Annotated in this window: 16 protein-coding genes; 4 read left to right on the top strand and 12 right to left on the bottom strand. The window is 69.0% G+C overall.

Annotation, left to right across the window (positions count from 1 at the left end):
- Positions 1-39 precede the first annotated feature (39 nt).
- Positions 40-843: a hypothetical protein gene (locus AC54T2_RS06250; protein ID WP_496665782.1), complete on the top strand. Its 804-nt coding sequence runs from the start codon at positions 40-42 to the stop codon at positions 841-843.
- Positions 844-926: 83 nt separating this feature from the next.
- Here AC54T2_RS06250 and AC54T2_RS06245 read toward each other — a convergent pair whose 3' ends face one another.
- The 9 genes from AC54T2_RS06245 to AC54T2_RS06205 form a co-directional block, all read right to left on the bottom strand.
- Positions 927-1,919, bottom strand: coding sequence for an aldo/keto reductase (locus tag AC54T2_RS06245; protein WP_496665781.1), 993 nt, complete (start codon positions 1,917-1,919; stop codon positions 927-929).
- A gap of 14 nt (positions 1,920-1,933) precedes the next feature.
- Positions 1,934-2,656: an L-ribulose-5-phosphate 4-epimerase AraD gene (gene araD / locus AC54T2_RS06240; RefSeq protein WP_186340006.1), complete on the bottom strand. Its 723-nt coding sequence runs from the start codon at positions 2,654-2,656 to the stop codon at positions 1,934-1,936.
- Complete coding sequence (araA, locus tag AC54T2_RS06235) at positions 2,656-4,167, bottom strand: L-arabinose isomerase (protein ID WP_496665780.1); 1,512 nt, start codon at positions 4,165-4,167, stop codon at positions 2,656-2,658. The genes araD and araA overlap by 1 nt, the downstream gene beginning before the upstream one ends.
- Entirely contained in the window at positions 4,164-5,891 is a 1,728-nt protein-coding gene (locus AC54T2_RS06230) for a ribulokinase (protein WP_186340005.1), read from the bottom strand. Before AC54T2_RS06230 ends, araA begins: the two co-directional genes overlap by 4 nt.
- Complete coding sequence (locus AC54T2_RS06225; protein WP_496665779.1) at positions 5,888-6,955, bottom strand: LacI family DNA-binding transcriptional regulator; 1,068 nt, start codon at positions 6,953-6,955, stop codon at positions 5,888-5,890. The genes AC54T2_RS06230 and AC54T2_RS06225 overlap by 4 nt, the downstream gene beginning before the upstream one ends.
- On the bottom strand, positions 6,952-7,953 hold the full coding sequence (yjfF, locus tag AC54T2_RS06220) for a galactofuranose ABC transporter, permease protein YjfF (RefSeq protein WP_489975591.1): 1,002 nt from the start codon (positions 7,951-7,953) through the stop codon (positions 6,952-6,954). The genes AC54T2_RS06225 and yjfF overlap by 4 nt, the downstream gene beginning before the upstream one ends.
- Positions 7,950-9,008 carry an ABC transporter permease gene (locus AC54T2_RS06215; protein WP_206054479.1) on the bottom strand — a complete coding sequence of 353 codons (1,059 nt, stop codon included), beginning with the start codon at positions 9,006-9,008 and terminating at the stop codon, positions 7,950-7,952. The genes yjfF and AC54T2_RS06215 overlap by 4 nt, the downstream gene beginning before the upstream one ends.
- Complete coding sequence (locus AC54T2_RS06210) at positions 9,001-10,578, bottom strand: sugar ABC transporter ATP-binding protein (protein ID WP_496665778.1); 1,578 nt, start codon at positions 10,576-10,578, stop codon at positions 9,001-9,003. The genes AC54T2_RS06215 and AC54T2_RS06210 overlap by 8 nt, the downstream gene beginning before the upstream one ends.
- Before the next feature lie 118 nt (positions 10,579-10,696).
- Positions 10,697-11,575, bottom strand: coding sequence for an ABC transporter substrate-binding protein (locus AC54T2_RS06205; RefSeq protein ID WP_496665777.1), 879 nt, complete (start codon positions 11,573-11,575; stop codon positions 10,697-10,699).
- Position 11,576: 1 nt separating this feature from the next.
- Between AC54T2_RS06205 and AC54T2_RS06200 the strand changes: the two genes are divergently transcribed.
- Together AC54T2_RS06200 and AC54T2_RS06195 are read left to right on the top strand one after the other, a co-directional pair.
- Positions 11,577-11,741 carry a hypothetical protein gene (locus tag AC54T2_RS06200; protein WP_260988511.1) on the top strand — a complete coding sequence of 55 codons (165 nt, stop codon included), beginning with the start codon at positions 11,577-11,579 and terminating at the stop codon, positions 11,739-11,741.
- A 562-nt stretch (positions 11,742-12,303) separates the two neighbouring features.
- The gene (locus AC54T2_RS06195; protein ID WP_186341900.1) at positions 12,304-12,594 is read left to right on the top strand and encodes a TFIIB-type zinc ribbon-containing protein; all 291 of its coding nucleotides are present in this window, start codon (positions 12,304-12,306) and stop codon (positions 12,592-12,594) included.
- 131 nt (positions 12,595-12,725) lie between these two features.
- On the opposite strand, the gene AC54T2_RS06190 is transcribed toward AC54T2_RS06195, so the two are convergent.
- Positions 12,726-13,931, bottom strand: a complete 1,206-nt coding sequence (locus tag AC54T2_RS06190; protein ID WP_496665776.1) for a protein NO VEIN domain-containing protein — start codon at positions 13,929-13,931, stop codon at positions 12,726-12,728.
- 147 nt (positions 13,932-14,078) lie between these two features.
- Positions 14,079-14,861, bottom strand: a complete 783-nt coding sequence (locus AC54T2_RS06185; protein WP_496665775.1) for a nuclease-related domain-containing protein — start codon at positions 14,859-14,861, stop codon at positions 14,079-14,081.
- A gap of 926 nt (positions 14,862-15,787) precedes the next feature.
- Between AC54T2_RS06185 and AC54T2_RS06180 the strand changes: the two genes are divergently transcribed.
- The gene (locus AC54T2_RS06180; protein ID WP_496665774.1) at positions 15,788-16,441 is read left to right on the top strand and encodes an SHOCT domain-containing protein; all 654 of its coding nucleotides are present in this window, start codon (positions 15,788-15,790) and stop codon (positions 16,439-16,441) included.
- 37 nt (positions 16,442-16,478) lie between these two features.
- Here AC54T2_RS06180 and AC54T2_RS06175 read toward each other — a convergent pair whose 3' ends face one another.
- Entirely contained in the window at positions 16,479-17,423 is a 945-nt protein-coding gene (locus AC54T2_RS06175) for a hypothetical protein (protein WP_496665773.1), read from the bottom strand.
- Positions 17,424-17,576: the final 153 nt, after the last annotated feature.

Below are 17,576 nucleotides of genomic sequence, written 5' to 3'. Positions count from 1 at the left end.
GCTGGCGGTCACTTCCGGTGGCTCACTACCGTCCCCGAGATGACGACGCCCACCTCGTGTCCTGCCCTCGTGCGCGGCGTCCGCGCCCTCCTGCGGGCCGGGAGGCTCGACGACGCGCGTGCGCTCGCTGCCGTCTCCGACGAGACGGACCCGAGCCTGTGCCTCGTCCTCGTCGAGCTCGACATCGCCGAGGCCTACCTCACCGGCGAGTCGCCCGATCCCGGCTCCGTCGAGCGCCGGCGACCGGTCATCGAGGCCCACGGGACCCAGGCCGATCGCTGGGACCTCGAGCTGCTGTCCGCCCGTCTCGAGTTCATCGCCCAGATCTTCCTGCCCGGCACCTCCCTCGCCTCCATGGAGGGTCGGGACCGACGTCGGGTCGACGACCTGCGGGCCCGCGTCGAGTCACTCCAGCGCACCAGCCCCGACCGGCGCCGCGAGGGCTGGGCGGACTTCTACCTGGGCGTCGTCCTCGACAACCTCTACGGCGAACGGCATCGGGCGCCTGTCCACTACGACCGGTGCCTGGCCGCCGCCGAGGACACGGCCGACGACGTGCTCCGCTACGAGGCGCTGCGGCACCTGGGCGACCACCGCAACGAGGACGGCCACGCCTCGGCCGCCCGGGAGATGTGGGAGGACTCCGCGGCCAGCGCGGCCCGGGCGGGCGCCGTGTCCAGCACGTTGTCCCAGCTGATCCTGCTGGCCGAGCTGGCCCGGGACCGCGGCGAGGTCGACGGCGCCAGGCTGCTGGCGGCCGAGGTCGCGCGGTGGAGCGGCAGCATCGGCGCCACCCGCCTGCGCGACCAGGCACTGGCCCTGGCCGGCCCTGCGCACGGCTGAGGCCGGCGAGGGCCCTCCGACCGCGGCGGTTCACGCGCACGATCCGGTGTCGGAGTGTCGACCCCGACAACGCGGGGCGGGACTCACCAGCGGCCGTGGACCTGCTCCCTGAGGCGCCGGTCGTAGAGGTCGCGCACGCCGTCGACGAACGCGGCAGGAAGCTCCCCGACCTGCCCGGCGGCGGCGTTGGCCCGCGCCTGGTCCACGTTGCGCGCACCCGGGATGACCGACGAGACGCCCGGCTGCTGCCAGACCCACGCGATCGCGGCCTGGACCGGCGTGACGTCGAGCCCCGAGGAGGACACGAGAGCGGAGAACTCCTGCGCCGCCTCGACACCCGTGGCGTAGTCGACGCCGGAGAAGGTCTCGCCGACGTCGAACGCGCTGCCGTCGCGGTTGTAGGTGCGGTGGTCGTCCTCGGCGAACGTGGTGTCGAGGTCGTACTTCCCGGTCAGCAGCCCCGAGGCGAGCGGCACCCGGGCGACGATCCCGACGCCGGCGGCCCGGGCCGCGGGGAGCACCTCGTCGAGCGGCTTCATCCGGAAGGCGTTGAGGATGATCTGCACGCTGGCGACGCCGGGCCGGGCGATCGCGCTGAGCGCCTGCGCGCACGTCTCGACGCTGACCCCGTAGGCCGTGATGACGCCCTCGTCGACGAGGCGGTCCAGGACGTCGTACGTCGCGTCGTCGTCGATGACCTCGCTCGGCGGGCAGTGCAGCTGCACGAGGTCGATCGTGTCCACGCCGAGGTTGGTGCGGGACCGGTCGAGCCAGGAGCGGAGGTGGGGCTCGACGTAGTTGGCCGGCACCTGGTCCATCCGCCGGCCGATCTTGGTCGCGACCGTGAAGCCGGCGTCGGGGTGCGCGTGGACGAAGCGGCCGACCAGCTGCTCGCTGCGGCCGTCGCCGTAGACGTCGGCGGTGTCGTAGAACGTGACGCCGGCCTCGGCCGAGGCCTCCAGCACGGCCATCGCGTCTGGCTCGCTGACCTCACCCCAGTCGGCGCCGAGCTGCCAGGTGCCGAGGCCGACGACCGAGGCGGAGAAGGGCGTGCGCGGGAGGGGACGTGAGTCCATCGTTGCTCCAGTCATCAGGAAGGGCTCGAGAGGGTGCGGTCGGGATTGCCGTAGTAGGCGTCCGGACCGTGCTTGCGGGTGAAGTGTCGCGCGAAGAGGTGGTCGGGTGACGAGGCCGCCGGGTTGAGCGTCAAGGTGCGCATCGCCATCTCGGCCACGGCCTCGAGGATCACCGAGTGCTCCACCGCCTCGGCGGCCGTCGCACCCCAGGTGAACGGGCCGTGGCCAGCGACGAGCGCGCCCGGCACGCCGAGCGCATCCGCCCCCATCGCCTCGACCAGGACGCGGCCGGTGTTGAGCTCGTAGTCGCGCCCACACTCCTCGGCCGTGAGGGTCCGGGTGATCGGCACGGGCCCGTTGAAGGTGTCGGCGTGGGTGGTGCCGAGCATCGGGACCGGCAGGCCCGCCTGGGCGAAGGACACGGCGTACATCGAGTGCGTGTGCGCGACGCCGCCGAGACCGGCGTGCTCGAGGTAGAGCAGCCGGTGCGTCTCGCTGTCGGTCGACGGCTTGAGGTCGCCGGCGAGCACGCGCCCCGTCTCGACCTCGACGGGCACCAGGTGCTCCAGGGCGAGCTCGTCGTAGGGCACCCCCGACGGCTTGATGACGTAGACGCCGCGGTCGCGGTCGACGCCGCTGACGTTGCCCCAGGTCAGGGTGGCCAGGCCCTCTCGCGGGATCACCAGGTTGGCCGCCAGCACCTCGTGCAGGAGGTCGTCCGAGACCGGGCCCGACATCAGAGTCCCTCAGCGAGCCGGTGGTAGGCCGCGTTCCACCGCAGCTCGCGCTTGAAGCTGCGCGGGGTCGTCTCGTCGTCGATGACCACCAGCTCGACGCCGGTCATCTCGGCGAGGTCCTCGAACGCCTCGACCCCGACCGCCTTCGACAGCACCGTGTGGTGCGGGGCGCCCGCCATCAGCCACGCCTCGGCGGACGTCGACAGGGACGGCCGGGGCTCCCACACCGCGCACGCCACCGGGAGCAGCGGCAGGTCGGCGTCGGGCTCGACCACGTCGATGTCGTTGACCGTCAGGCGGAACCGGTCGCCCAGGTCGGACAGGCCGGCGACGACGCCGCGGCCCGGGTCGGCGGTGAAGCGCAGGCGGACCGGGTCCTCGCGGCCACCGATGGAGAGGGGGTGCACCTCGAGCGACGGCTTCCCGGTGGTGATGGTGGGACAGACCTCGAGCATGTGCGCGCCGAGGATCTTCTCCTGCCCCGGCACCAGGTGGTAGGTGTAGTCCTCCATGAACGACGTGCCGCCGGGCAGCCCCGCGGCCATGGTCTTGGTGGCGCGCAGCAGCACCGAGGTCTTCCAGTCGCCCTCGCCGCCGAAGCCGTAGCCGTCGGCCATCAGCCGCTGGACCGCGAGGCCCGGGAGCTGGCGCAGCCCGCCGAGGTCCTCGAAGTTGGTGGTGAACGCGCCGAAGCCTCCGGCGGTGAGGAACTGGCGCAGGCCGAGCTCGATCCGGGCGCCGTAGCGCAGCGAGTCGGCGCGCTCGGCGCCCGGCCGCAGCTCGGTCGCGACGGCGTAGGTGTCGACGTACTCGTCCACCAGCTTGTCGATGTCGGAGTCCGCGACCTCGTCGACGACGGCCACCAGGTCGTTGACGCCGTAGGTGTTGACCGAGACGCCGAAGCGCCGCTGCGCCTCGACCTTGTCGCCCTCGGTGACCGCGACGTCGCGCATGTTGTCGCCGAAGCGGGCCAGCTTGAGGTGCGACAGCTCGTGGCGACCCAGCGCCGCGCGCGCCCAGACCGCGACCCGCCGCGCGACGCCCGGCGAGTCGACGTGCCCGGCGACGGTCTTGCGGGCGACGCCGAGGCGGGACTGGATGTAGCCGAACTCCCGGTCGCCGTGGGCGGCCTGGTTGAGGTTCATGAAGTCCATGTCGATGGTGGGCCACGGGAGCTCCATGCCGGCCTGGGTGTGCAGGTGGAGCAACGGCTTGCGCAGGGCGTCGAGACCGGCGATCCACATCTTCGCCGGCGAGAACGTGTGCATCCACGCGATGACACCGACGCACCCGGGGTCGGAGCTGGCGTCGAGCATCTGCCGGTGGATCGACGCCGCGTCGAGCAGCACCGGCTTCCACACCACCGTGACCGGCAGGTCGTCGCTCGCGCCGAGGCGATCGGCGATGGCCCGCGACTGGGACGCCACCTGGTCCAGGGTCTCCGGGCCGTAGAGGCCCTGGCTCCCGGTCAGGAACCAGACCTCGGGGGTGGGAACGGACGTCATGCTCATGCGGGGTTTCCTCCGTGGGTGGTCGCAGCGGCGCGTCGGGCGACGGCGTCGCGCCGGATCGCCTTGAGCCGCCGCATCGTGGTGGTCGCGCGGCCGAAGTGGTCGTGCAGCGCGACGTACTGCTCGAACAGCGGGTCGTACGCCGCCGCGCGCGCCTCGTCGGGCACGTAGACGTGGCGCCGCACCTTGCCCATCTGCTTGGCGGCGCTCGGCACGTCGTCGTACGCCCCCGCAGCGACCGCGGCGTGGATCGCCGAGCCGAGCGCCGGGCCCTGCGCGGAGTCGATGATCGACAGCGGCAGCCGGGTGACGTCCGCGTAGACCTGCATGAGCAGGGCGTTCTGGGCGAGTCCGCCCGCGACGATGAACTCCTCGACCGGGACGCCGCTGTCGCGGAAGGTCTCGACGATCATGCGCGTGCCGAAGGCGGTCGCCTCGAGCAGCGCCCGGTAGACGTCCTCGGCCCGGGTGGCGAGCGTCTGCCCGACGACCAGCCCGGACAGCTCGTGGTCGACGAGCACCGACCGGTTGCCGGAGTGCCAGTCGAGCGCGACGAGCCCGTGCTCACCGATCTCCTGCCCGGCGGCGAGCCGGGTCAGGTGCTCGTGCACCGACTCACCGGCCGCCGCGGCGGCCGCGGTGTAGGAGGCGGGCACGCCGTGCTCGGCGAACCAGCCGAAGATGTCGCCCACCCCGCTCTGGCCGGCCTCGTAGCCCCAGAGCCCGTCGACGATGCCGCCGTCGACGACGCCGCACATGCCGGGCACCTCGCGCAGCACCTCGGCGTTCATCACGTGGCAGGTCGAGGTGCCCATGATCGCGACCATCTGGCCGGCGCCGACGGCCTGGGCGGCGGGCGCGGTGACGTGGGCGTCGACGTTGCCGACGGCCACGGCGATGCCCTCGGGCAGGCCGGTCCACGCCGCGGCCTCCGCGGTCAGCGCGCCGGCGCGCTCGCCCAGCGCGCCGATGCGGTGCTCGAGCTTGTCGGTGACGAAGTCGCCGAAGCCGGGCGCGAGCGCGGTGAGGAAGTCGGGCGAGGGGTAGGCGCCGTCGTGGCCCTCGAACGTCTGGAGCTGTCCCTTGTAGCCGGCGGTGCAGGCGTTGCGGACGTAGGCGCCGCACAGCTGCCACACGATCCAGTCCGCGGCCTCGACCCAGTGCTCCATCCGGTCGTAGAGGTCGGCGTCCTCCTCGAACAGCTGCAGCCCCTTGGCGAACTCCCACTCCGAGGAGATCAGCCCGCCGTAGCGCGGCAGCCAGCGCTCGTCCCGCTCGCGGGCGAGGTCGTTGATCCGGTCGGCCTGGCCCTGCGCGGCGTGGTGCTTCCACAGCTTGACGTAGGCGTGCGGCCGGTCGGCCAGGCCGTCGACCTCGTTGAGCGGGGTGCCGTCGGCGAGGGTCGGCACCATCGTGCAGGCGGTGAAGTCGGTGGCGATCCCGATCACCCGGGCGGGGTCGATGCCGGCGGCCCCGACGGCGGCCGGGACGGCGACGCGCAGCACCTCGCGGTAGTCCTCGGGCACCTGCAGGGCCCACTCCGGTGCCAGGGGGCGCTCCGTGCCGGCGAGGTGGGCGGGCAGCGACCGCTCGAGCACCGCGTGCGGGTAGGGGTGGACGCTGGTGCCGAGCTCCGCGCCGTCGGAGACGCGGACGACGACGGCGCGCCCCGAGAGGGTGCCGTAGTCGACGCCGACGACGTACTGCTCGGTGCGGTCGGTCATGGGGAGGGTGTCCTCTCGACGGGTGCGGCGCTGCTGGCTCGCACCACGAGCTCGGGCCTGATGAGTCGGTCGGGGGCGGGCTCGTCGGCGATGGCGGCGCGCAGGATCTCGATGGCCCGACGACCGACGGCCTCGAAGTCCTGTCGGACGGTCGTCAGCGGCGGGATGAGGTAGGGCGCCTCGGGGATGTCGTCGAAGCCGACGACGCTCACGCCGCGCTCCCCGTCGGGCACGGTGCGGCCTGCCTCGCTCAGCGCCCGCAGGAGACCCAGGGCCATCTGGTCGTTGGCGCAGAAGACGGCGGTGACCTCCTCGTCGGTCGCGATCTCGCGCCCCACCTCGAAGCCGCTGGCGGCCGACCAGTCGCCGGTGACGTGCTGGGACGGACGGAGCCCGGCGGCGTACATCGCGCTCTGCCACCCCTGGAGGCGGGCGCGGGCCTCGGTCCAGTCCTGCGGGCCGGCGAGGTGGACGATGTCGGTGTGCCCCAGCTCGACGAGGTGGCGCGTGCCGAGCTCGGCGCCGGCCACCTGGTCGACGCCGACGGTCCACCGGGCCTTCTGCGGGTCGCCCTCGACGACGACCACCGGCACGCCCCACTGCTCCTGCGCCCGGGCGACGCCGACCGCGTCGTCGGTGGCCGAGATCAGCACGATGCCCTCGACGCCCTGGTTGCGCAGGTGGTCGATCGCGTCGACGAGCTCCTCCCGGGTCAGGCTCTGGAGGTTGGCCGAGCTGACGAAGTAGCCCGCGGCGCGGCCGGCGGCCTGGATGGTGCGGTGCACGGTCGAGGGACCCCAGTAGCCGCTCTTGGAGCCGATGACGCCGATGGTCGCGGACCTGCGGGTGACCAACGCGCGAGCGGCCGTGTTGGGGCGGTAGCCGAGCTGGCGGATCGCGTCCTCGACCTTCTCCCGCGTCGCCGGGCGCAGGTTGCTCTGCCCGTTGATGACCCGCGAGACCGTCTGGTGGGAGACCCCGGCCAGCCTGGCCACGTCGGCCATGACCGGCGTACGTCGCTGGTGCGCCGGCACTGCGTCCGGCGTGGGTGAGGACTCGGTCATGCCCGACGCCTGGTGGCGAAGCGCTGCACGACCACGAACGCCAGGAGCAGCACGCCGGTGATGATGCGGATCCAGTAGGAGCTCAGGGTCCCGTCGAAGGCGATGAGGGTCTTGATGATGCCGAGCACCAGCACGCCGAGGAGCGAGCCGAGGACGTAGCCACGGCCGCCGGTCAGCAGCGTGCCGCCGATGACGACCGCGGCGATCGCGTCGAGCTCCATGCCGATGGCGTGCAGGCTGTTGCCCGACAGGATGTAGAGGGAGAAGAGCAGGCCGGCCAGCGCGGCGCAGAAGCCGCTGATCACGTAGACGCCGACCTTGGTGGCCGCGACCCGCAGGCCCATCAGCATCGCCGAGCTCTCGTTGCCGCCGATCGCGTAGACGGTGCGGCCGAAGCGGGTGCGCGCCAGGACGTAGGCAGCGACGGCGACCACGACGAGCGCGATGATGGCGGTCCACCGGATGTAGTAGTCGCCGATCCACACGGTCCTGAACGCCAGCTCGGTGAAGGTGGGGTCCTTGATGGAGATCGACTCGACGCTGATCAGGTAGGTGAGCCCGCGGGCCAGGAACAGCCCCGCGAGCGTGGCGATGAACGGCTGGATGTCGAAGTAGTGGATGAGCAGGCCCATCAGCAGCCCGAGGAGGGTGCCCGTCGCGAGCACGGTGACCATCGACAGGTAGGGCGACCAGCCCAGGTCCAGCGTCTTGGCGGCGATCATCGTCGACAGCGCCACGACGGAGCCGACCGAGAGGTCGATGCCGCCGGTGAGGATCACGAAGGTCATCCCGACGGCGAGGACGATCAGGAAGGCGTTGTCGATCAGCAGGCTGATGAGCACCTGGGGGTCGGTGAGTCCGTCGTAGCGCAGCCCACCGAGGCCGTAGAGGCCGAGGAACAGCGCCGCGGTGGCGATGATCGGCAGGTAGCGCTGGGGCGGGCGGTAGGTCCGGACCCGGTCCCAGACCGATGCGGGCGGAACGGTGACGGCGCTCATCGGGCGGAACCTGTCTTCGCGAGGACGGGGGTGGGCGCTCCCGGCCGACGCACGCGCAGGAGGGCGCGCGCCTTCGGCGACTGGAGGAGGCACACCGCGATGACGACGATCGCCTTGAAGAGGTAGTTGACCTCCGAGGGGATGCCGATGTTGGGGATCGTGCGGGTCAGGGTCGCGATGAAGAGCGCGCCGATGAGGGTGCCCGCCAGCGAGAAGCGCCCGCCCATCAGCGACGTACCGCCGATGACGACCGCGAGGATCGCGTCGAGCTCGATCCACAGGCCGAGGCTGTTGGCGTTGACGGAGTTGGTGTTGGCCGCGATCACGAGGCCGGCGAGGCCTGCGCACAGGCCGGAGAACGCGTAGACGGTCCAGATGATGGTGCGGGCGCGCACGCCGGCGAGCCGGCTGGCCTCCGGGTTGATGCCGACCGCCTCGATCAGCATGCCGAGCGCCGTGCGCCGGGTGAGGACCGCGGCGAGGAGCACCATGCCGACCGCGACCAGGAAGGCCAGCGGCAGCGTCAGCACGAAGCCCGAGGCCAGGTCGCTGAACCAGGGGTTGTTGACGGTGGTGATCTGGCCGTCGGTGATCGCCATCGAGATGCCGCGCCCGGCGACCATGAGGATCAGCGTCGCGATGATCGGCTGGATCCCGAGGACGGAGACGAGGAAGCCGTTCCAGGCGCCCAGCGCGATGCACACGACGATGGCGTAGGTCATCGCCGCGACGGCCGTGCCGAGCGCGGCCTCGTCGCCGGCGCCGATGATCCGCGTGCAGGCGACCGCTCCCGCGATGGCCGCGATGGCGCCGACCGACAGGTCGATCCCCCGGGTCGCGATGACCAGCGTCATGCCGAGGGCCACGAGCATCACCGGCGCGCTGTTGCGCGCGATGTCGACGAGGTTGCCGTAGAGGTGGCCGTCCTGCATCCGCACGTCGAGGAACGCCGGCTTGGCGATCACGTTGACCAGCAGCAGCACCAGCAGCGCGAGCACCGGCCACACGAGCGGGTGGCGCAGCACCCGTTGCGCGCGGGTCGGGGACTCAGGCACGGATCGGCCCCTCCTCGCGGGCCTCGCCCGCGATGATCTCGAGGACGTCGCGGACGCTGACGTCGTCGTTGGTCTGCTCGTGGATCTTGCGACGGTCGCGCATCACGACCAGCCGGTCGCTGAGGCGCAGCACCTCCTCGAGCTCGGCGGAGATGAAGACGACCGCGAGCCCCTGCGCGGCGAGCTCGGCGACCTTGGCCTGGATCTGTGCCTTGGCGCCGATGTCGATGCCGCGGGTCGGCTCGTCGAGGATGAGGATCTCCGGCTGGGTGATCAGCCACCGGGCCAGCAGCACCTTCTGCTGGTTGCCGCCCGACAGGTTGCGCATCAGGGCGGTGGGGTCGGCCGGTCGGATGTCGAGGGCCTCGATGTAGTCCCTGACCAGACGGGCCCGCGTGGCCTGCGGGATCGGGCGGAGCCAGCCGCGGGAGGCCTGCAGGGCGAGCAGCATGTTGTCGGCGACGGTCAGGTCGCCGACCACGCCCTCGGCCTTGCGGTCCTCGCTGGAGAACGCGATGTTGCGGTCGATGGCGTGGCGCGGGCTGCGGAGCCTGCGCCGGGTGGAGCGCACCGACAGCTCGCCGCTGTCGGCGGTGTCGGCGCCGAAGAGCAGCCGCGCCAGCTCGGTGCGGCCGGAGCCCAGGAGGCCGGCGATGCCGACGACCTCGCCCTCGAAGAGCTCGAGGTCGGTGGCCTCGAGCGTGTTCTTGCGTCCGATGCCCACCGCCTTCAGCAGGGAGGTGCCGGACTCGGCGTCCGTGTGCGGGGCGGCGCGGTCGAGCCGGTCGAGCACCTCGAGCTCGCGACCGATCATCAGGCGTACGAGCTCGAGCTGGCTGGTCTCGGCGAGCATCCGCTCCTCGACCAGCGTGCCGTTGCGCAGGATGGTCATCCGGTCGGCGATCTCGTAGACCTGGTCGAGGAAGTGGGAGACGAAGACGATGGCCACGCCCTCGTCGCGCAGCCGGCGCATCACGGTGAAGAGCTTCTCCACCTCGTCGGCGTCCAGGCTGGAGGTGGGCTCGTCGAGGATGAGCACCTTGGCCTCGACGTCCACGGCGCGGGCGATCGCCACGAGCTGCTGCACCGCGATCGGGTGCTCGTCGAGGGCCGTGCGCGGGTCGATGTCGATGCCGAGGTGGAGGAGCGTACGGCGGGCGCGGCGGTTCATCTCGCGCACGTGGACCGCGCCGAGGCGGCGCGGCTCCCGTCCGAGCAGCATGTTCTCCGCGACCGTCAGGTTGGGCACCAGGTTGACCTCCTGGTAGACGGTGCTGATCCCCGCGGCCTGCGAGGCGGCCGGCGAGGAGAACTCGTGCTCCTCCCCGTCGACGAGCACCGTGCCGGAGTCGATCGTGTAGACGCCGGTGAGCGCCTTGATGAGGGTCGACTTGCCCGCGCCGTTCTCGCCCATCAGCGCGTGCACCTCGCCGGGGAACAGCCGCACCGAGACCCCGTCGAGGGCGCGGACGGCGCCGAAGGTGATGGAGATGTCGCGCATCTCGATCACGGGCTGCCGGTCCGTCCCGGGCCGAGCGCCGCGCTCCGGCTGCGTCCTCATCTGGGTCATCTCGTTCCTCTCGGGCCTCCCGGGCCTCTCCGGCCTCTGGGGCTGATGCCGTGCTGCTCCCCGGGGGCGGGGGGCGGGGGGCGGCGCGGCCCGCGGGTGGCGCGGGCCGCGCTGCGGATCAGTACTGCCGGTCGGGCAGTGCCTCCTTGGCCTGCTCCTGGGTGAAGGTGGTCTCCTCGGTCACGACGCGCTCGGGGACCTCCTCGCCGTCGAGGACCTTGGCGGCCAGGTCCATCAGCTGGGGCCCGAGCAGCGGGTTGCACTCGACGATGAAGTTGATCTTGCCGTCGGCGAGGGCCTGCATGCCGTCCTTGACCGCGTCGATCGTGATGATCTGGATGTCCTTGCCGGGCTCGAGGCCGGCGGCCTCGATCGCCTCGATCGCCCCGAGGCCCATGTCGTCGTTGTGCGAGAAGACGACGTCGATCGAGTCGTCGGACTGCAGGAAAGACTCCATGACCTGCTTGCCGCCGTCACGGGTGAAGTCGCCGGTCTGCGAGGCGGTGACCTCGATCGTGTCGTCGGCGCCGATCTTGGACGCGAAGCCCTCGGCCCGGTCGATCGCCGGAGCGGCGCCGGTGGTGCCCTCGAGCTGGACGACGTTGATGGTGCCGTCACCGTCCACGTCGGCGTCCTTGGCGTTCTCGACCAGCCACTCGCCGGCCTTCTCGCCCTCCAGCACGAAGTCGGAGCCCAGGAAGGTCTCGTAGAGCGAGGTGTCCTCCACGTCGACCGCGCGGTCGGTCAGGATGACCGGGATGTTGGCGGCCTTCGCCTCCTGGAGGACGGCGTCGAAGCCGGTCTCCACCACCGGGCTGAAGGCGATGACGTCGACCTTCTGCTGGATGTAGGACCGGATCGCCTGGATCTGGTTTTCCTGCTTGCCCTGGGCGTCGGTGAACTTGAGGTCGACGCCCTCGGCCTCGGCCGACTCCTGGATGGACTTCGTGTTGGCCGTGCGCCAGCCACTCTCGGCGCCCACCTGGGCGAATCCCATCGTGATCTTGCCGTCGTCGCTGCCGCTGTCGGACCCCGAGGCCGCGTCGGTGTCGCTTCCGCAACTGCTCAGAGCGAAGGTGCTCAAAGAGATCGCCGCCGCGGCGACCAAGGTCTTCTTCACCACTGTCGTTCCTCCACATCAAAGGGGCTGCTCGCCCGTGTGACTGGTGTCACATGCTGCGAGTGTGAGCGCTAACATTCGGGAGGTCAAGGGGTCCGGATGCCGCGGTTACGCGGAATGTGAACGTTCACTCAAGGGGTGAGCCGGCGGGTCGCCCGGCGAGTGGGGCTGGCCGCGCGGTATCGAGTGCGCACGCGTGAACGCCTCGACCGGCGCTGCGTGGTGGCGCCCGACGCGTTGCCCGCGGCCTACCGCGCCGCGACGGGCGCTGCGCATGGGCGTGGGCGTGGATCGCCGCCGCGTCAAGCTGTGCGCGTTCGGCCGGAGTGCTGGCTCCGTCCCCACCCCAGACCGCGTCGGCTTAGAAGGACTCACTCTCACAGTCACGCTATAGCCGTCGCGGCGCCAGGCCGCGATCCTCAGGACGGGTCCGACGTACACATGCCCCTGGACTCAACTCTGGACATACGGCCCATTCGCGGCGGAGTGACGCCACTGTCGCGGCCGATCCAGGCGAGGTGGTCCACGCGTGTGAGGAGCGGAGCCGTTGCTCGCGCAATGCCGACCTAGTCTGAGTGAAGTTGTCCGTGCCAAGGAGGATTCCCATGAAGTGCCCCAACGATTCAACGACTCTGGTCATGAGCGAGCGCGCCAGCGTGGAGATCGACTACTGCCCGGAATGCCGGGGCGTATGGCTCGACCGTGGTGAGCTCGACAAGATCCTCGAACGTGCGGAGGCGGAGGCGTCGCGTTCCGCCGTACCCCCCGCCGCACCGGCCCGCGATGTGCAGAACCCCACGCGAGCCACCTCCGACGATCGTGACCGTCGCTCGGAGGGGTCCAGCGGGTACCGCGGCAAGAAGAAGGAGCACTGGCTGGGCGAGCTGTTTGGCTGAGCTCCCCAGCGAGTGGATTCGGTGCCGGGACCCTTCGACAGGTAGTGGTCCGCCCATCAGATCCGGATGTTCTCCCGGCGCCGACACGCGGCGGTAAGACGCACAGGCGTGACGCGGCACGATTGTTAGTACTAAACGACATCGCCGTCCTCGGACACTCGGTACCTGAAGCGGACTGCAGTCAGGTCGTCCGGAGCGGGAAGCCAGTCTGAGTGCCGCGTTGCGATCCCGCCCGAGGACAGTACCTGTGTCCGGTCGACCCGCCAGTTGATCTGCGCAACAACGAAGAGGTCCGTCGGCTGGTAGGTGACGGCGTGGTCCACCTCGCCAGATGTGAGTTCGACGGCTTCGCCTCGGCCTGACGAACCCTTCACCTCAACATGTCGGACTTCACCGGTGATCCTGTGCACGGCGTGGATGTCGTAGGACCTAAACGCGCCGACGAAGTCGACGGCATAGCCCTCGTCTTCGTAGTACTCGGCGCAGATTCGCTCAGCGTGCTTCTCGATTGCGGTCCGTACAGCTGCGTCGGCGATGTAGCCAGCTTCTCGGGCCTGCCTTCTATCCGTCGGGTCAGCGAGAGGTGGATTTGGCGCCAGACCCGACCAGAGGCGGAGGAGGGTCTGCGCGACGGTAGCGTCGAGTTGAACGCCACCCGCTTGCGGAGCCCAATCGAACTTCGGTATCTCACTGCGCAGGACGTTCTCAGGAAGGAGCTCGCTGTCGTCGACTGCTCGATCCCATGCCAGACCGACGTAGTTGGCCAATTTGTCCTTCTCGCCGTTCCAGTGCGCCGCGCGGCGGACGGTCGGGTCGATGATTGACCCGCTCGCCACGATCCCCCGCGGACCATCTCCTAGGCGCATCAAGTAGACGACATCGCCGACTGAGAAGCCGAACGTCCGACGGCCCACAGACCAATCTGCTGGGACAGCATGCCCCGCGTTTGTCTGTCGCAAGACTTCTGAGCGCTCGGGCCAGAGGAAGCCTCGGCTTGGGTTCCACATCAGCAGAAACGTGCGACCGTCCAGTTCTCTGTGCAAGATGTACTTTGCCGAGCCTCGGGGCTCGTTTGTGGCCCATCCGAGAGACTCAAGATGCTCTTTGGCGGCTGTGCGAACGCGGTTCCCGGTGTAGTGGTAGTTGTCTGTCGCCGGTACCTCGAACAGGTCGTGCAGAAGACGCTTCATCGCGCGCATGGGTTTGCCGCGCACCTGATCTCGGCTGCCGTTGAACACAACTTGGTCACCCTCGACTACCCGAAGGTCGTACATGGCCTCGTAAAGCCGTTCGAGATCGATCACGTACCCGTGTGCCTCGAAGGTCGTAGAGCTCATGATTTCACGATGACATGGATCCGACTGCCGTCAGGGTCATCGCTCGAATCTGACCAGGCAACAACAGGGATCACTTGACACGCCGCAGCCGCGGGAGCCGGTCCGCATGGAGCCGGCAGGCGGAGGAATGCCCTAGCCGTCACGGCCCTACGGTCGGGCTGCCCCAGCCTTTGCTTCGGCGGAGAAGCGCCCAGCCTCCAACTGGTCAACGATGTCATCTGCTGCCGCTTGGTCGACGGTGTGACCGTCGAGTCGCCGCAGCCAGGCGACGAAGTTCCTGCCGGCTATGAATTCGATTCCGTCGACGGTCACCCCCTCGGGAACGCCGTGTTGGGCGGGCCCCCACAAGACAACGACCGCCCTAACGCTCAACGGATTGACCTTCGCGCGCCTGGCTCCGCGCGAGTCGCCCTTGAGCAGGTCGCGTGTCAAGGCTTCCGCTCGGAGACGCACCTTCTGTGCTGCCCGCGCCATCTCGGCCGCGTCGTTGATGCGGCTGCGCCACTTCGAATCCACAGCGACCAAGCCGCCTCGGCGTGTCACCACCAGATGATCAATGTCGCCGACCGGCAGCTCGAGGCTGTCGACCCAGCCCCACACAACCTTCTTCCTCTTGGCCCGCCGCAGCTCGTCGCTCGTGTCGTCCTCTCCCCACGCGCCCCTCACGTGCCAGATCGCCTCGGCGTCGTGCGCGATGAAGGCGGTGTGAATGAGGTGCAGATACGCGGCCACCATTGCCGTTGGCACGGCCCCCAGTAGCCACCACGTCAAGCGGGAACCCGGCGCTGCGAGCAGCAGAAGGCCCACGAAGAGGGCGATCAATGCAATTAGGCCGGCCGTCACGGCGCCCACCAGCTTCACGTTGCGCAGGATCCACGCCTTGAGCCGCCGCCTGAACTCCAGGCGCGAGTAGGGCTGGTGCTTGGACATGAAGACTCCAGACGAGACGTGAGCCTCAATTCAAACGGAGTCACGTCCTCGTCGTTGCGCTTCGTAAGAATCAGTCCGACATCCGCTGGACGCGTCAATTGAATCGCGGTGGAGCCAGCGGAGCCCGCCACAGATCCCTAGTACGCGGCGGACTGTCGCCGGTCCGCCGTCTGAGTCGCTAATCCGTGACGCTTCGAGCTTGGACGAGCAAGATGGGTGCGTGGCCCATGACTTTGAACCGAGCGCCCGTCAGTACCCGCGTGAAACCAGAGGAACGCCAGCAACGCGGGCCGATGCGATCGCCTACAACCGCCGCTGGACGGACTACGACCGACAGGTCGTCAGCGCAGAGTTGGATCGACTCCGGGACCAAACTGCATACCTTTGGCGGACCGAGTCCAACTCCTACATCCGAGCCACCGACAAGTACGGCAAAGCGCTGATGTACATAGAGGCGGGATATCTCTGGTGGCACGAGGGGCGTGTTTCGACCCTCCCTGAAGGCGTCCTTCCAGACGACGGAGGTTGGATTCTCCCTCTGTCGACTCGCCAGGACTCCGGGTCGAGACAGGGACCTCGCGAGGAAGCAGAGGCAGCGATCTGCCAAAGATGCTTCTCGTACGCGCTATCGAGTACCGGCCTCTGTCCGAGTTGCGACGAGTGACCCCATGTGTGGGTCGGCGGCGCGCCCTCGTGACTCGTAAGGGCTAACCGCGATGCCCTGCGAAGGCGGCGGAATGGGGCGGTTGATGCGAAGGCCTTCCTCCGAGGGGCCGGGTGACTCGATGAGCCGTGACAATCCCTGGGCGACTGGATCCTAAAGGCGATCAATGGCGTTAATACCTGTCGTTGCGCCGCGGGTTCGTCGCACACGAGGGCGATCAAAGGGCTAGCGTCTGCAGCCCACCGACCGCGAGGAGAAGCCCATGAGCGAAGCAAACACGCCGCAGGCTGGCTGGTATCCCAGCGCGGGGGGCCATCGGTACTGGGACGGGACCAAGTGGACGGACCGATTCCGACCGGAGATGGACCAGACATCCACCACTCCCGATCGAGACCCGGACGCGATTTGGCAAGCCGTAGGGAAGCCCATCACCGGCATCGGTGCTGGGAAGTACAAGCTGACTGCCCACTATCTGTTTTTTGAGAAGGGCACGTTACGCACCGACTCCCAACAGGTTCCGGTATCGGCACTCCTCGACGTTGACGTCCGTCAATCTATGACTCAGAAGGCTCGCGGTGTTGGCACCGTTGTAGTCCACATCCAGCGACCCACGCGGGTGGAGCTTGTTGCGTTAGAGGACATCCCAAACTTTCGGGAGGGGCAGCGAGCGATCAACGAGACCGCACATACTGCCCGGCTCGCGATTCAGCGCAACCAGAACACGATGCGGCACGAGGGCGTCTCCCCGATGCAGCAGAGCACAAACAGCGCGACGCCCGAACAAGTGCCCGGGCAAGCCCCGTCCTATCCGGATCCGATCGACCAACTTCAGAGGCTCGGTCAACTCAGAGATGCTGGCATCTTGACTGAAGACGAGTTCCAGGCCAAGAAATCCGAGATTCTGAGTCGGATGTAGGCGACCCGCCTACGCGGCGCCTGGACGCGGACGGCCCTCAGAGGTCGAACTCGGAGGATACAAGTCCTCGACGTTCCAGCTCTCGGGTGAGTGTCTGAAGCGTATCCAGAGTGGCGTTGAGGTCGGCCTCAGTTACCAACGCTGGGGGGTGCGCAACGCTGTTCCTTACGGCCCGGACCGAGTCGATCTCGCGCCTGAACCGCTTGAACCACTCCATGAGGCGGTCCAAATCCGCCGGACTCAAGCGCTCGAGAACGGAACGGTACGGCGGGGGCATACGGCGGTAGATCTGTTCCGCTGGCAAGCGCTGCAGGTCTTGGGCGATGAACACAAACGGAGACAACCGCTCATACGCTTCCAGAACGCGGTACTTGAGGGCTGCCGAGTCCGGGGACTCCGACGGCGCAGCCCTTAGGTCGTCATGTAGCGATTCGTCCGCCCCTTCGGCATCTGCCTTCTTGTGGGCGGAACGACTTGCTTCTTGAGGATTCTGGTAGGCAGAGTCCGGCCAGTAGTTTTGGTTAACTACGGACTGGCTTTGCGATGCTGTGACTCTGACCTCTAGCAACTCTCGCTCGAGCCGCTCTTGCCGGACCTCCTGCTCCTCGACGCGGGTCTTCAGCGTGAGAAGGCCCGGGATGGACACCTCCGCGAGTTCACCAAGAAGTAGAACCCCCGCGAGCGCGATGAGCGGCAGCACGTCAACGACGTCGGGCCGCACTTCGTCGCACGACTTGCTTTGCTTCTCGCTAGTCGACTGGTCCTTCTCGACCGTGGCGTTCGTAGTTTGGCACTCTGTCGTGGCTGGCCCCCAGAGCACGATGACTGCCGCACCGCCAATGGCTGCCAGCGCCGCGATACGCAAGGTAACTCGCAACCAGGTCGGTCCGCCGGCCACTGTGGTCGACGCTGGCGGGGGCGGGTCAACCTTGTCGACTTGGCTGGGGCTAGTCGTCGAGTCAGGTGCTGTCACGGCATCCACGAACTGATCCTTTCCCCAAAGTGCCAGTCCCCGGCTGTGGCGCGCCGCAGGACGTTCGACTTGGCCCTTACATCGGAACTTGGACTGATCACCAGTCACGACGGCGAAGACGGGTCGCGATAGGCACCTCAGCGGCAAAGCGGGCTTTGCCGC

This window comes from Nocardioides sp. Z35_8 (assembly GCF_059621125.1).
This window is presented reverse-complemented; position numbering and strand designations above follow the sequence as displayed.